At 48.3% G+C, this 13,736-nt stretch carries 10 protein-coding genes and 1 pseudogene; 2 read left to right on the top strand and 9 right to left on the bottom strand.

Annotated elements, in window-relative coordinates; translation table 11 throughout:
• Positions 1-88 precede the first annotated feature (88 nt).
• The 3 genes from DWZ16_RS13640 to DWZ16_RS13625 form a co-directional block, all read right to left on the bottom strand.
• Positions 89-922 (bottom strand): basic amino acid ABC transporter substrate-binding protein, encoded by an 834-nt coding sequence (locus tag DWZ16_RS13640; RefSeq protein WP_107000569.1) that lies wholly within the window; start codon positions 920-922, stop codon positions 89-91.
• 867 nt (positions 923-1,789) lie between these two features.
• Positions 1,790-2,260 (bottom strand): LURP-one-related/scramblase family protein, encoded by a 471-nt coding sequence (locus DWZ16_RS13630; protein WP_118523041.1) that lies wholly within the window; start codon positions 2,258-2,260, stop codon positions 1,790-1,792.
• Positions 2,257-2,856 carry a methyltransferase domain-containing protein gene (locus tag DWZ16_RS13625; RefSeq protein ID WP_118472213.1) on the bottom strand — a complete coding sequence of 200 codons (600 nt, stop codon included), beginning with the start codon at positions 2,854-2,856 and terminating at the stop codon, positions 2,257-2,259. Before DWZ16_RS13625 ends, DWZ16_RS13630 begins: the two co-directional genes overlap by 4 nt.
• Before the next feature lie 324 nt (positions 2,857-3,180).
• Here DWZ16_RS13625 and DWZ16_RS13620 point away from each other — a divergent pair, with 324 nt between their 5' ends.
• Positions 3,181-3,933, top strand: coding sequence for a YwaF family protein (locus tag DWZ16_RS13620; protein ID WP_118523040.1), 753 nt, complete (start codon positions 3,181-3,183; stop codon positions 3,931-3,933).
• Positions 3,934-4,230: 297 nt separating this feature from the next.
• On the opposite strand, the pseudogene carB reads toward DWZ16_RS13620, so the two are convergent.
• Positions 4,231-7,442: pseudogene (gene carB / locus DWZ16_RS13615) on the bottom strand (carbamoyl-phosphate synthase large subunit).
• Between the two features lie 337 nt (positions 7,443-7,779).
• On the opposite strand from carB, the gene DWZ16_RS13610 reads away from it, so the two are divergent.
• Positions 7,780-8,277, top strand: a complete 498-nt coding sequence (locus DWZ16_RS13610) for a DUF3842 family protein (RefSeq protein WP_412694356.1) — start codon at positions 7,780-7,782, stop codon at positions 8,275-8,277.
• 21 nt (positions 8,278-8,298) lie between these two features.
• On the opposite strand, the gene DWZ16_RS13605 is transcribed toward DWZ16_RS13610, so the two are convergent.
• The 5 genes from DWZ16_RS13605 to infB all read right to left on the bottom strand — a co-directional run.
• Entirely contained in the window at positions 8,299-9,225 is a 927-nt protein-coding gene (locus DWZ16_RS13605) for a bifunctional riboflavin kinase/FAD synthetase (RefSeq protein WP_118523039.1), read from the bottom strand.
• A 1-nt stretch (position 9,226) separates the two neighbouring features.
• Complete coding sequence (gene truB / locus DWZ16_RS13600; RefSeq protein ID WP_107000986.1) at positions 9,227-10,204, bottom strand: tRNA pseudouridine(55) synthase TruB; 978 nt, start codon at positions 10,202-10,204, stop codon at positions 9,227-9,229.
• An 82-nt stretch (positions 10,205-10,286) separates the two neighbouring features.
• Positions 10,287-11,258, bottom strand: a complete 972-nt coding sequence (locus DWZ16_RS13595; protein ID WP_107000576.1) for a DHH family phosphoesterase — start codon at positions 11,256-11,258, stop codon at positions 10,287-10,289.
• Entirely contained in the window at positions 11,251-11,643 is a 393-nt protein-coding gene (rbfA, locus tag DWZ16_RS13590) for a 30S ribosome-binding factor RbfA (protein ID WP_022360140.1), read from the bottom strand. The genes DWZ16_RS13595 and rbfA overlap by 8 nt, the downstream gene beginning before the upstream one ends.
• A gap of 16 nt (positions 11,644-11,659) precedes the next feature.
• Positions 11,660-13,736 (bottom strand): translation initiation factor IF-2 (gene infB / locus DWZ16_RS13585; protein ID WP_118523038.1); only part of this gene is annotated, 2,077 nt, incomplete at its 5' end.

The raw sequence follows: 13,736 nt of genomic DNA, 5'->3' as shown, positions 1-13,736 counted from the left end.
CGTTCCGTCAGATACCGGAAACACTCCGGGTGTTTTCCGGATCACCTGAATCCATCCGTCTGACGATTCATTTCAATTCTCTTTTATATTACTCAGCGGTAATGTATTTTGCAACGATCTCATCCAGTTTTCCAGACTCTTCCAGGTTTGCGATGGATGCGTTGATAGCGTCCAGAAGCTCTGTATTGCCCTTCTTAACTGCAATTGCGTACTCTTCTTCTGCATACGGTGTTTCCAGAAGCTTTAAGCCGTCATTCTCGTCTACAAATACCTGTGCCGGTTTGTTGTCAATGATAACTGCATCGATCTTGCCAGTGGACAGTGCCTGTACTGCATCTGCGCCCTTGGAAAATCTCTGTACACTCTCCTCGCCGAAATCATCGGTGGAGTAAAGGTCACCAGTGGTACCCTGCTGAACACCGATCTGTTTGCCCTTTAAATCATCCAGGGATTTGATGTCGCTGTCCTCGGTTACGATAACAGACTGAACGCCGGTTGCGTAAGTGTCAGAGAAATCCACCTGGGTCTGACGATCCTCGGTAACAGTCATGCCTGCTGCTGCGAAATCAGCTTTGCCAGACTGAACCTCCGGGATGATAGAATCGAATGCTACGTCGGTGATTTCCAGAGATGCTCCCATATCCTCGCAGATAGCGTTTGCAATATCTACGTCGATACCTACGATATCATTTCCATCGTGGTACTCATACGGTGCGAACTCAGCGTTGGTGGACATAACCAGAGTCTTTCCTGCAAATGCGCTGTCGCCAGCTTCTGCTGCTTCGCTGCCCTCTGCTGCCTCTGCGGTTGTCTCCTCATTCTCCTCTGCGGCTGCGGTTGTCTCTGCCGGTTTGGAAGAGCATGCTGCTAACGATGCTGCCATAGCAGTTGCCATAGCGATTGCTGCTAATTTCTTTTTCATAATAAATTCCTCCTCATTTCTATTCGCTGCTTTTGTATTTTTATGCAGTAAATACGAATATTCTTACTTTTATTACTGTATCTAGGAATACATTATACCGCATTTTTATAAATAATCAAGCCTGAATTCCTGTTTTTTACATGGTTTTGTATGATTATGCATTCTTTTCCAATTTGTACGGTTCCAGTTTCGGACAGATCTGGTTGTTAATTCTTGGCACGGGAGTTTAATAGTTGCATAATCAAAAAACGCAGAGACTTTTTATATTTGTCATTCCTACACGAAAGCAAATGGCAGCACTTCTTACTCCGTATGTACGGATCTTCTGGATGATGCGGTTGGTGAAATTTTGAAAGTAAATGAAAGCAGATGACATCTCGAAGAATGTTTCCAGTTTCCGAACGGATTATCAATTCATAACGAACAGTAAAATGAGAACAATTCCAAAAATGGACAAGGAAGAAAAAAATACTATAGTCTGCAACAGCAACAAAAATCGCTGCACCCCAGCAAATACAAAGGTTACAGCGATTTTATTTTCACTCAACTGCCAAAGACTGGTGTATCTGAACCTGGCTTTTCTATGGTCTTTCCGATGAATAGCTTGGCTGGCTTTTCATTGAGATTTCTTATGCTTTTTTTCGTTGACATTTAATACTGTTCAATGTATCATATAATCAAGAAATGGGTTTGTTACCGTACAGCTATTGCTCAAGCGGGGTGCTCGTTTCTTTTTTTATGTTCACCATGTCATACAGATATAAATTTCCGTCTGTAGCATGTCGTATCAACATTTCTATCCTGAATATATTAAATCATTCAAGAATACCTCGGTGCTCTTGTATCCAAAAGCAGACGCACCCTTTCTTACTTCCTCGAACATTTTTCCGCATCGATCGCCAGCACAAACATCAATGCATCCAATGCATATTCCGGCTCATTTACCTGAATCACATACGTGTCCGTCATATGGAACAGCTCTTTGCTGACACTGGCAACCGAATATCCCCTTTGATCGAGGATATTATAATCCCATTCCATAATCGAACCGTCGATATGCCAGCCATTGTAATCAATATTGTAATGCGGCATCAGGAAAGAGAATTCTTTACTCAAGCATCCGATATAGGTGCCTTTTTTATATATCTCAAATTTTGGCAGAAATGTCAGTACACGCTGAACAACCATTCCAATTTCATTGCCGTCTGCATCATATATCACCAACTTATGGCCCCAGGACAACTGGCCTTTTACCACATATACTGTATTGCCAAACTCATCATAAATATCATAACTGTCAAACCACGAAAATAACCGCTGTTTAAATAAAAGCTTCATAAAATCACCTCAAATATCATAATCCGTTCTCTTTTGTCCTCGCCCGGAAACAAATCCGATGTGTCAATCTCATCATAAAACATTAGCTGTTCCTCCGTCATCAGACAACTGATATATTCCTCCGATGGATAATAAAAAAACAGCAGTATCTCTCTCGGATTTTCGTAATAGGACTCATATATCCTGGCAAGAACAGAGTGCAATATCTCTACCGAAAATGGATTGAAAAAATAACACCGGTCCACTTCTGAAGGAAGCTCATAGTTCTCCGCACTGCTTAAGATAAAGGAAGTACGGTTTCCGGACACTGCCGTCTCCTTATTTTCTGCTGCCCCCTGATAAATACGTTCATCGTATTCGATTCCGATTGTTTTACTCCTTGTCTGATAGGACAAGTAAAAACAGACTCTTCCCTTGCCGGTTCCATAGTCCAATAAGGTATTATTCTTCCGAATTAATCCGCTGTTCGCCAACCGTTCCAGAACCACGTATGCCGTCGGTTCGTATGGGTATCGGTATTGATCCGCATGCGAATCGTCTCTGCCGCTTGTTCGGATTTTCAGAAATCTATCCCATTGAGTTTCATTTTGGTTCATGGTATATCTCCCGTATCATTTACTCGATTCTTATATCTACAGAATATAGGAAATTGGCAGCGCTTGTCAACTTGCAGCTTTGGAAAGAAAAAAATTGCAAATATGTAAATCTCCCATCGTCTTATTACGGACAGATCTGGTTGTTAATTCTTGGCAAATCTAATATTTCGTACTATAACTATTCTGTACCGTTTTCTCTGTACTGGGCATCGGTTTCGCGTTTTTTGTTTCATAGGACACAGTTTCCCATGAAACAAAGAAATCGCACCTGATTCACAAGATACGGAACCATTCCTTAGGTTTTATTACGAAAGAAGGCTTTTTATGATTTCCCGTCTACTTACCTTAACTGCCTGGTCCATGACACCGCCCGCAGTCTGGTCTCCCTTTCATTTAGCATTTATGCTGATCGGCATCCTGCTCGCCGCCTTTGCCGCATGGAAATTGCGGACGCGCTCCGAAGCGTTCCGTCTGCATCTGCTCTTTGCCTGCGGTGTTTTTCTGGCATTTTCCGAGGTCTACAAACAGCTTTTTCTCTATTACATAGAAAACAACCGGCACTACGACTGGTGGTATTTTCCATTCCAGCTCTGCAGCCTGCCGATGTACCTCTGCCTGCTACTGCCCTTTGTTCCGCATAAATATCAACGTATTTTTTGCACTTTTATGTATAATTACAACCTGCTCGGTGCCGTCATGGTGTTCGTCGATCCGTCCGGTCTGATGCACCCGTACTGGACGCTGACCCTGCATGGATTTATCTGGCATATCCTTCTGATCTTCATCGGGCTACTCATCGCCTTTTCCCGCATGGTGCTGCCAACCGCCAAAGGATTCTGGCAGTCTACAGCTGTATTTGCGGTCGGATGCGTCATCGCAACCATCATCAATGTTACCTCACATCCGTATGGAAACGCGGATATGTTTTATATCACGCCGTACTACGCGACCACGCAGATTGTGTACTCCCAGATCGCTGCTAAATTTGGAATTTTTGCCGGAAACACGGTGTATGTGCTTTCAATCATTTTGGGCGCATGGCTGCTGCATCTCGTATTTCAAGTCGAACGTCCGTGAGACTTGGCGCGTGATTCTGGTCAGCAAAGCTGGCATATTCGTTGCTGCTCACTCATTCCGTGCACATCAACGGGATTTTACCGATGCTTCGCATTTCAAATCGGCAAAATCTGCTATCGATACGATATCATACGGAATTTTCAGTTCAGAAAATTCCTATCTGCAATTAAAAGAGCGCCAGCCCCGCATTCACAGCCGGGCAGACGCTCTTTTCTATAACAGCTCAATTAATTCACTGTCACGGTAAAATCCACTGAAACGACTCTGTAACAATGGATTTTACCCTTTTATTTTTATTTACTGAATCTCGCTATGGAACTCCTGCAGGGACTTAACCTCCAGATGTCCGTTCTTCTTGATACTTCTCAGAGCCTGTACGGTAGCCTTTGCTGCTGCCATGTTGGTGAAGTACGGAATCTTCGCCTTTACAGCTGCCTTACGGATGTAGCTGTCATCGCCTCTGCCCTTCTTATCGTTCGGGGTATTGATAATGATTGCCACTTCTCCGTTGGTAATCTTATCTAAAATGTTCGGACGGCCTTCGTTGATCTTGCATACCTTCTCAGCCGGAAGTCCTGCTGCTACCATCACATCACAGGTTCTGCCTGTACCCATCAGGGTAAAGCCACACTCGTAGAAGCCTCTTGCAACCTCGATAAGCTCTATCTTATCCTTGTCATTGACACTCAGGAGGACAGTTCCTGAGGAAGGAAGACGTGTCTGGGTTGCTTCCTGTGCCTTGTAGATAGCCTCACCAACGCTGGTGGACATACCAAGAACCTCACCGGTGGAACGCATCTCCGGTCCAAGTACCGGGTCAACCTCCGGGAACATCTTGAACGGGAATACCGGCATCTTAACACCGTAGTGCGGAATCTTCTTCTCTTTCAGTGCCGGAACCGGTGACGGACGGCCTGTTAAGTAGGAAGTCATGATATCCGTTGCCAGTTTTACCATCTTGATGTTGCATACTTTAGATACCAGCGGCACGGTACGGGATGCTCTCGGGTTTGCCTCCAACACGTATACTTCGCCGTCCTCGATTGCATACTGCATGTTCATCAGACCTACAACGTGCATCTCTTTTGCAATACGGCTTGTGTAATCACGGATTGTCTCTACCTGATCCTTGGTCAGATTTCTGGACGGAAGGATACAAGCGGAGTCACCGGAGTGGATACCTGCCAGCTCGATATGCTCCATAACAGCCGGAACAAATACGTTCTCGCCATCGCTGATAGCATCTGCCTCACACTCGGTTGCATGATGCAGGAAACGGTCAATCAGAATCGGACGATCCGGAGTTACACCGACAGCTGCTCTCATATAGAAGGTCATCGCTTCATCGTCATGAACAACCTCCATGCCGCGGCCGCCAAGTACATAGGACGGACGAACCATAACCGGGTAACCGATCTTATTCGCAATCTCTAATGCGTCATCAACGGTAACTGCCATGCCTGACTCCGGCATCGGAATCTGCAGTTTATCCATCATCGCACGGAACAGGTCACGATCCTCTGCCATGTCGATGGTTTCCGGAGTTGTACCCAGAATGTTGACACCATATTTCTTCAGATCTGCTGCCAGGTTCAGCGGTGTCTGGCCACCAAACTGTGCGATAACGCCCAGCGGTTTCTCTTTGTGGTAGATGCTTAATACATCTTCCAGAGTCAGCGGCTCGAAATACAGTTTATCGGAGGTATCATAGTCAGTAGATACGGTCTCCGGGTTGCAGTTAACGATAATTGTCTCAAATCCAAGCTCTTTCAGAGCGATAGCTGCATGTACGCAGCAGTAGTCGAACTCAATACCCTGACCGATACGGTTCGGACCGCCGCCCAGAATCATGATCTTCTTGTTGTCGCTGCACGGACTCTGATCCTTGATATGGTAGCTTGAGAAGTAGTATGCAGAATCCGGTGTGGCACTTACGTGTACGCCCTCCCAGCCTTCTACGATACCTTCTTTGGTTCTTGCATCGCGGATCTCTTCCTCTGTAACGCCTAACAGCTCGCTTAAATATTTATCTGCAAAACCGTCCAGCTTCGCCTGGCGGAGAACCTCAACCGGCGGAACCTCGCCCTTATACTGCATCAGGCTTTCTTCCTCTTCTACCAGTTCTTTCATCTGCTGGATGAAGTAATGTTTAATCTTGGTTAATTCGAACAGCTCGTCTACGGTAGCGCCCTTACGAAGTGCCTCGTACATAATGAACTGACGTTCGCTGCTCGGAACATGCAGCATCGCAAGCAGTTCTTTTTTTGTCTTCTTATCGAAGTCTTTCGCATGACCAAGACCGTAGCGGCCTCTCTCCAGGCTTCGGATCGCCTTCTGGAATGCCTCTTTGTAGGTCTTTCCGATACTCATAACCTCGCCGACTGCCTTCATCTGGGTTCCCAGCTTGTCCTCTGCGCCTTTGAACTTCTCAAATGCCCAGCGTGCAAACTTGATAACAATATAGTCGCCGGACGGAACATACTGATCCAGAGTGCCGCTCTTGCCGCATGGAATCTCATCCAGAGTCATACCGGTTGCCAGCATCGCTGATACCAGTGCAATCGGGAAACCAGTTGCCTTGGATGCCAGGGCGGACGAACGGGAGGTTCTCGGGTTGATCTCGATAACAATATCACGGTCTGTCTTCGGATCGTGTGCCCACTGTACGTTGGTACCGCCGATTACCTGGATTGCTTCTACGATCTTGTAGGATTTCTCCTGCAGACGTTTCTGTACTTCTTCCGAAATGGTTAACATCGGAGCAGAACAGAAGGAATCTCCGGTGTGTACGCCCAGCGGATCAATATTTTCAATAAAGCAGACAGTGATCATGTTGTTCTTCGCATCGCGGACAACTTCCAGCTCAAGCTCTTCCCATCCAAGGATAGACTCCTCTACCAGAACCTGACCAACCATGCTGGCCTGCAGGCCTCTTGCACACACGGTCTTCAGTTCTTCTACGTTATATACAAGACCGCCGCCTTCGCCGCCCATGGTGTAAGCCGGACGAAGAACAACCGGATAACCCAGTTTATCTGCGATTGCCAGTGCATCCTCAACGCTGTAGGCAACCTCACTTCTAGCCATCTCGATGCCCAGCTTTCCATTGTATGCTTAAACTCGATACGGTCCTCACCACGCTCGATAGCATCAACCTGAACGCCGATTACTTTAACATCATATTTATCCAGAACACCTGCTGCTGCCAATTCGGAGCAGAGGTTCAGTCCGGACTGTCCACCCAGGTTCGGGAGCAGCGCATCCGGGCGCTCTTTTTCAATGATCTGAGTCAGACGGTCTACGTTCAGCGGCTCAATATAAGTCACATCTGCTGTCTCCGGATCCGTCATAATCGTAGCCGGATTGGAATTGACCAGCACAATCTCATAGCCGAGTTTTCTCAGTGCCTTGCACGCCTGTGTTCCCGAATAATCGAACTCACACGCCTGTCCGATAATGATTGGACCGGAACCGATAATCAATACTTTGTGAATGTCATTTCTCCTCATGTTTTCTCCCTCTCATTGTCTGCTGTTTTTTGGCTTTAAAAAAGCGGCCTCCCGGATCAACTAAAAATCAAGCACCTCCGCGGTGCCTTCACGCGCGTCTGTCTGATCTTCCGTCACCCTGACAGCCTCCGCCAATCGCAGCTCTGCCAGACCCCAGTTAGCCATTATCAGCATTATAATAGAAAGCGCTTTATTTGTAAACAAAAAATTTTACAAAAATCGATCTTTTTTGCTTTTCTTTTTTCAAAATGTATGATATTATAGTAAAGATATACTGGGGTGTTTATTTTGTCCAAAAGGCAGATTTAGACCCTCTTATTTTCGTTCCTGCGCGAGAATGTGCCAAGGCACATTCTTTTTTATTATCTTGTCCTACGAAAATCCTACGAAAAGGAAAGGGGTTATCCATTATGAAAAAAGTTGTCATCATCGACGGTCAGGGCGGACGCATGGGGCGCGCCTCGTAGAAGAAATCCAGAAACTCTGTCCCGGACAGCCGCTTCTCGCGCTCGGTGCCAACACTACTGCCACTGCCGCGATGATGAAAGCCGGAGCTGCCATGGGCGCCACCGGAGAAAACCCCGTTCTCGTCGCCTGCCGAGATGCCGACCTAATCATCGGACCAATCGGCATCGTCATTGCAGACTCCCTCTTAGGAGAAATCACCCCCGCCATGGCAGCCGCCATCGGACAAAGCCGCGCCCAGAAAATCCTGATTCCTGTCAGTGGAAGCTCCTATTGCCGCCATATTTTAGTAGGAACACAGAATTTACCAATGAATGAATATATCCATTTGGCGGCAGAGGAAGCAGCTGCCTACCTGAATCATATTTAAAAAATGCACGAAGCTGAACTCTCATCGTTCCGCTCCGTGCATTTTTCTCCCGGTTTCTTTATCCTTCAAAACCTGCATCTTCAACTCATCCACCCCGGAAAATTTCATCTCCGGCCGCATAAAATCTAAAAAATGAACCTCTATCTTTTTCCCATACAGGTTTTCATCCAGATCATAGATATATGTCTCCGCACCCGCCGGTCGTTCCCCGGCAATCGTCGGTTTTTTTCCAATATTTGTGATACTTCCATAAGAAACACCATCAATCACCGTCCGGGAGAGATATACCCCGAACGCTGGAAGATGTTTCTGGATTCCCGGCAGGATATTCGCCGTCGGAAACCCTAGGGTGGAACCTAAATGCTCCCCGTGTACCACCTGTCCGCTGATCCGGTACTCGTATCCCAACAGTTCATTCGCCTTGCGGATATTTCCCTTCTCCAGCTCTTCCCGGATATAGGTGCTGCTGATCTCGCGTTCTCCATCCATCGCCTTTTCAACGATCGATACCTCATATCCATATTTCGGTGCCAGTTTCCGAAGCAGTTCAGCATCGCCCTTCCGCTGGTAGCCAAAATGGCAGTCCGGACCGGACACGATCGCCTTTGCGCCCATCTTGCCGACCAGAATCTCGGCAACAAACTGTTCCGGGTCCATATGTGCGACTTCCTGGTTGAACGGATATTCCACCAGATACTCCACCCCCGCCTCGCGCAGGTTCTCCTCGCGCTCCTCGTTGGTCGTGATCATCGTCTGCAGCTTTCCCCGGATCAAGGTTCCCGGTGCCGTCTCAAAGGTAAACACCGCTGGTTTATATCCTTTTTCCCGATACCGCATCACTTCCCGCAGCAGCTTCTGATGCCCTCTGTGAAGACCGTCAAACTTACCGATCGTGACCGCAGTCGGCTCTTTTATCTGAAATTCTCTGGTTCCGGCAAAATACTGCATCTTACTCTCCTCCCAGAAAGATCTTACGTGGTTTCCATTGTTTCTTCTCCGGCTGATAGGCATAGAGACCGATAAACTGGTTTGCGCTGTCATAGACGCGGATGATTCCAGAATCTGGAAGTACCATCTCTGAGTTTCCATCCGCAGAAACCTGGTGTTCAGCCAAACTGCTTCCGATCTGCACTAAGCAGCCGTCTCTCGGTCCCAGCCCCTTCGGGAATGGATTTCCATTCTGCAGCAGCTTATCCAGAACTTCGCTCTCCGACACATACGCCGGGCAGTCCTCAAACATTCCATCCACCGGCACGATCCTATCCTCGATCTGACCGGCTTTCGCCAGCGCTTCCACCTCGGACAGGCGCAGGCTGTCCCCGATCACAAATCGATCGACGCGGGTGCGGATCAGTTTTTCCATACAGCCGCCGCATCCCAGCTTTTCACCGATGTCATGGCACAGGGTACGGATGTAGGTTCCCTTGGAACAGGTCACGGTCATCGTCACACGCGGCAGTTCCATCGCATCTATCTGAAGATCATAGATTTCCACCGGACGTGCTGCCCGCTCTACCTCTTTTCCGGCTCTCGCCAGCTCGTAGAGCTTCTTTCCGTTGACCTTAAGCGCCGAATACATCGGCGGTACCTGCATATACGGACCAACAAAGCTCTCCGCCGCCCCGCGGACTGCCGGTTCTGTCAGCTGTTCCGTCGGTTTCTCCGAAAGAATCGTTCCTGTCGTATCCTGCGTATCGGTTTCGGTTCCCAGCAAAAGAACTGCCTGATACGTCTTTCTCTTATCCGTCAAAAGGTCGCACAGCTTCGTGCCCTTCCCCAGACATACAGGGAGTACGCCCTCCGCTGCCGGATCGAGCGTACCCGTATGACCGATCTTTTTCTGTCTCAAAATGCCCCGGAGCTTCGCCACCACATCGTGGGACGTAAACCCCGGTTCTTTATAAATGTTTATCACACCGTGAAACATAAAATCTCCTAAAAAATCAGAACTATTACCGTCCATGCGCTGTGCACCTGAAAGCAGGCAGCGCAATCAGCAACAGAACCTCCTATTCCTCCCTACGGGCATCCATCTGTTTCTCAATATGTCCCGTCAGGTTGTTGATCACATCCCTCGGATGTCCCTGCATCGTGCAGCCCGCCGCGTGGATGTGTCCGCCGCCGCCGAAATACGCCGCCACCTTGCTCACATCGACATAGTCGTTGGAACGAAGGCTGACCTTGTACTCGTTGAACGCCTTTTCATAGATGAAAATGGCACATTCCACTCCTTCGGTAATCCGGAGCTGATCGATAATACCATCCAGATCGTTCGTATCGACACCGTAAAACTCCATTTCTTTCTGGGAAACTACACTGAAAATACATCTTCCATCCAGAATCCGTGTACTGCCAAGCAGCGCTTTTCCGAGAATCTGGTTCTGTGCGTAGGTCTTGCGGTAAAAGCTGTCGTCGATGATCTTCGCCGCGTTCACGCCTTTTTCCATCAGCGCGCCCGCGATTTCCATCGTTTTCCGGGTCGTTGAATTGTACTTAAATACACCTGTGTCATGCACAATTCCGGTATAGAGACACTCTGCCGCCTCCCTGCTGATCTTTGCCTCATCAAGAAGCGTGTATAACACTTCGCTGCAGGAGCTTGCATCCGGAATGATGTAATTTTGTTCTGCAAATCCTGTATTGGTTCTGTGATGATCGATGCAGAGTGTCTTGACGGCGCTGTCAAAATAGACCGCGTAGCCGCCCAGACGCTCTTTGTCGCTGGCATCCAGCGTAATGCACAGATCAAACTGTTTTTCCGGCACAATCTCGGTATGAATTTTCTCAAAATCATTCATATAAGAAAACTTAGCAGCCGGATGGTCGAGAAACAGTTCTGCCTCTATCTGCGGATAATTCTCCCGCAGATAGTTAAGCAGTCCCAGAGTCGTTCCGATACAGTCCCCGTCTGGATGGATGTGACCAAGCAGTACGATGTGCTCCGCCCCTTCCAGTGACGCCTCTAAGATATTTTTACTCATTTTCTTCCTCATCTCCCGATTCTGAGTCTCTGAGGTTTTCAGTTACTTCATCGATCAGGCGGGTCATGTGTACACCGTACTCAATCGACTGATCGAGAATAAATGTAATTTCCGGCGTATTCCGTAAATTAATGCGTTTTGCAAGCTGGGTGCGGACAAATCCGACAGCACTTTTCAGTCCCTGGATCGTATCCTTCGCCGCTTCCTCGTTGCCTAACACGCTGATATACGCCTTGCAGTACTTGAGATCCGGAGTTACCTCCACGGAGACAACCGTTGTCATCGGATGAATCCGCGGATCTTTCAGCTCACGGCTGATGATGGAACTCAGCTCTCTCTGTACTTCACTGTTAATTCTTGTATTTTTAATGCTATTTTTACGCATGAATCCCTCTGCCTTTCTAGCGCGGAACCTCTACCATCGCATATGCTTCGATCATATCGTCTTCCTGCAGATCGTTGAACTTCTCAAATACAAGACCACACTCGTATCCGGAAGCAACTTCCTTCACGTCGTCCTTGAAACGCTTTAAGGATGCCAGCGGACCATCGAAGATCTGCTCGCCGTCACGGGTAATACGTGCCTTGCAGCCTCTCTGGAATTTACCATCCAGGACGTAGGAACCAGCGATAGTACCAACGCCGGAAGCCTTGAAGGTCTGACGTACAACGGCGTGACCGATTACCTGCTCCTCGTAAATCGGGTCAAGCATACCCTTCATCGCTGCCTCGACATCCTCGATTGCCTGATAGATGACGCGGTAGAGACGAACGTCTACTTTCTCACGCTCTGCGATGGACTTCGCGGTTGCGTCCGGGCGCACATTGAAACCAATAATGATCGCGTTGGATGCGGCTGCCAGACTGACGTCGGACTCGTTGATCGCACCAACACCGCCGTGGATGACCTTGACTACGACTTCCTCGTTGGACAGCTTCATCAGGCTCTGTTTTACTGCCTCGACAGAACCCTGTACGTCTGCCTTGACGATCAGTGGAAGTTCCTTTACATTTCCTGCCTTGATCTGGGAGAACAGATCGTCCAGGGAAAGCTTCATCTTTGTATCTTCAATTAACTTATTCTTGCTCTCAGAGATAAAGGTTTCTGCAAAGCTTCTTGCCTCTTTCTCGTTCTCCGGCTGTACAAATACCTCGCCGGCGTTCGGCACGTCATTAAGACCCAGAATCTCGACCGGAGTGGACGGACCAGCCTCTTTGACGCGGCGTCCCTTATCGTCCATCATCGCACGGACACGGCCGTAGCAGGCGCCTGCCGCGATCGGATCACCGACATGCAGGGTACCTTTCTGTACCAGGACGGTCGCAACCGGACCTTTACCCTTATCCAGCTCCGCCTCGATGACAAGACCTCTCGCATTACGGTTCGGGTTTGCCTTTAACTCTTTAACCTCTGCGGTCAGAAGGATCATCTCAAGCAGTTCCTTGATACCTTCCTTGGTATGTGCAGATACCGGAACGAAGATGGTGCTGCCGCCCCAGTCCTCCGGAACCAGTTCGTACTCGATAAGCTCCTGTTTTACCTTCTCGATATTGGCACTCGGCTTATCGATCTTGTTGATCGCTACGATGATCTCAACACCTGCTGCCTTCGCATGGTTGATCGCCTCGATGGTCTGCGGCATAACACCGTCATCTGCTGCAACAACGAGGATTGCAATATCAGTGGATTTTGCACCACGCATACGCATTGCGGTAAATGCCTCATGTCCCGGCGTATCGAGGAATGTGATCTTCTGTCCGTTGATCTCTACCATGTACGCACCGATGTGCTGGGTGATACCGCCTGCCTCTTTTGCAGTTACATTGGTCTGGCGGATTGCATCCAGAAGGGAGGTTTTACCATGATCGACATGACCCATAACGCATACAACCGGCGGACGGGTTACCATGTCCTTCTCATCCTCTTCTTCCTCTTTCAGAAGTTCCTCGATGACGTCAACCTTGACCTCTTTCTCACAGAGTACGTCAAACTCCATCGCGATCTCTTCTGCCTGCTCGTAATCTACTTCCTGATTGATGGTGACAACCTTGCCCTGTAAAAAGAGCTTCTTTACAATCACAGACGGCTGAAGTTTCATCTTGTCTGCGAGCTCCTTGATGGTGATTACCTCCGGGATCGTGATTGTCTTGATCTCCTCAACCTTTGCCTCCTTCTTCTGCGGCGGCTGAACAGCGCTCTTTACGTTCTTTCCGCCTCTTCCCTTGGAGTGCATCTCTTCCTCATGGTCGATCTTGCTATATTTATCGTTCTTGTAATTATTCTTATTCTGCTTGTTGTTCTGCGGTTTCTGTACAACCGGGCTGTCGAAGGATGGCTTCGGAATATTTAAACCGCCGCGTCCATCGCGTCCGCCTCTCTGACCATCACGGCCGCCCTGATAGCCGCCGCTTCTCTGGCCGTCACGGTTTCCCTGATAGCCGCCGCTTCTCTGTCCATCGCGGTTTCCCTGATAGCCG

This window comes from Clostridium sp. AF29-8BH, from assembly GCF_003478145.1.
Taxonomy (GTDB): domain Bacteria; phylum Bacillota; class Clostridia; order Lachnospirales; family Lachnospiraceae; genus Otoolea; species Otoolea fessa.
Note: the sequence above shows the minus strand (reverse complement) of the source record. Positions and strands in the feature narration are given on the sequence as shown.

Bases quoted from the DNA above. Each gene is read 5' to 3' on its own strand.
- DWZ16_RS13620 (WP_118523040.1), top strand. From the start codon at position 3,181: ATGATTTCCCGTCTACTTACCTTAACTGCCTGGTCCATGACACCGCCC.
- DWZ16_RS13595 (WP_107000576.1), bottom strand. From the start codon at position 11,258: ATGAGTAAAAATATCTTAGAGGCGTCACTGGAAGGGGCGGAGCACATC.
- truB (WP_107000986.1), bottom strand. From the start codon at position 10,204: ATGTTTCACGGTGTGATAAACATTTATAAAGAACCGGGGTTTACGTCC.
- DWZ16_RS13610 (WP_412694356.1), top strand. From the start codon at position 7,780: ATGTGCCAAGGCACATTCTTTTTTATTATCTTGTCCTACGAAAATCCT.
- DWZ16_RS13625 (WP_118472213.1), bottom strand. From the start codon at position 2,856: ATGAACCAAAATGAAACTCAATGGGATAGATTTCTGAAAATCCGAACA.
- DWZ16_RS13605 (WP_118523039.1), bottom strand. From the start codon at position 9,225: ATGCAGTATTTTGCCGGAACCAGAGAATTTCAGATAAAAGAGCCGACT.
- DWZ16_RS13640 (WP_107000569.1), bottom strand. From the start codon at position 922: ATGAAAAAGAAATTAGCAGCAATCGCTATGGCAACTGCTATGGCAGCA.
- rbfA (WP_022360140.1), bottom strand. From the start codon at position 11,643: ATGCGTAAAAATAGCATTAAAAATACAAGAATTAACAGTGAAGTACAG.
- DWZ16_RS13630 (WP_118523041.1), bottom strand. From the start codon at position 2,260: ATGAAGCTTTTATTTAAACAGCGGTTATTTTCGTGGTTTGACAGTTAT.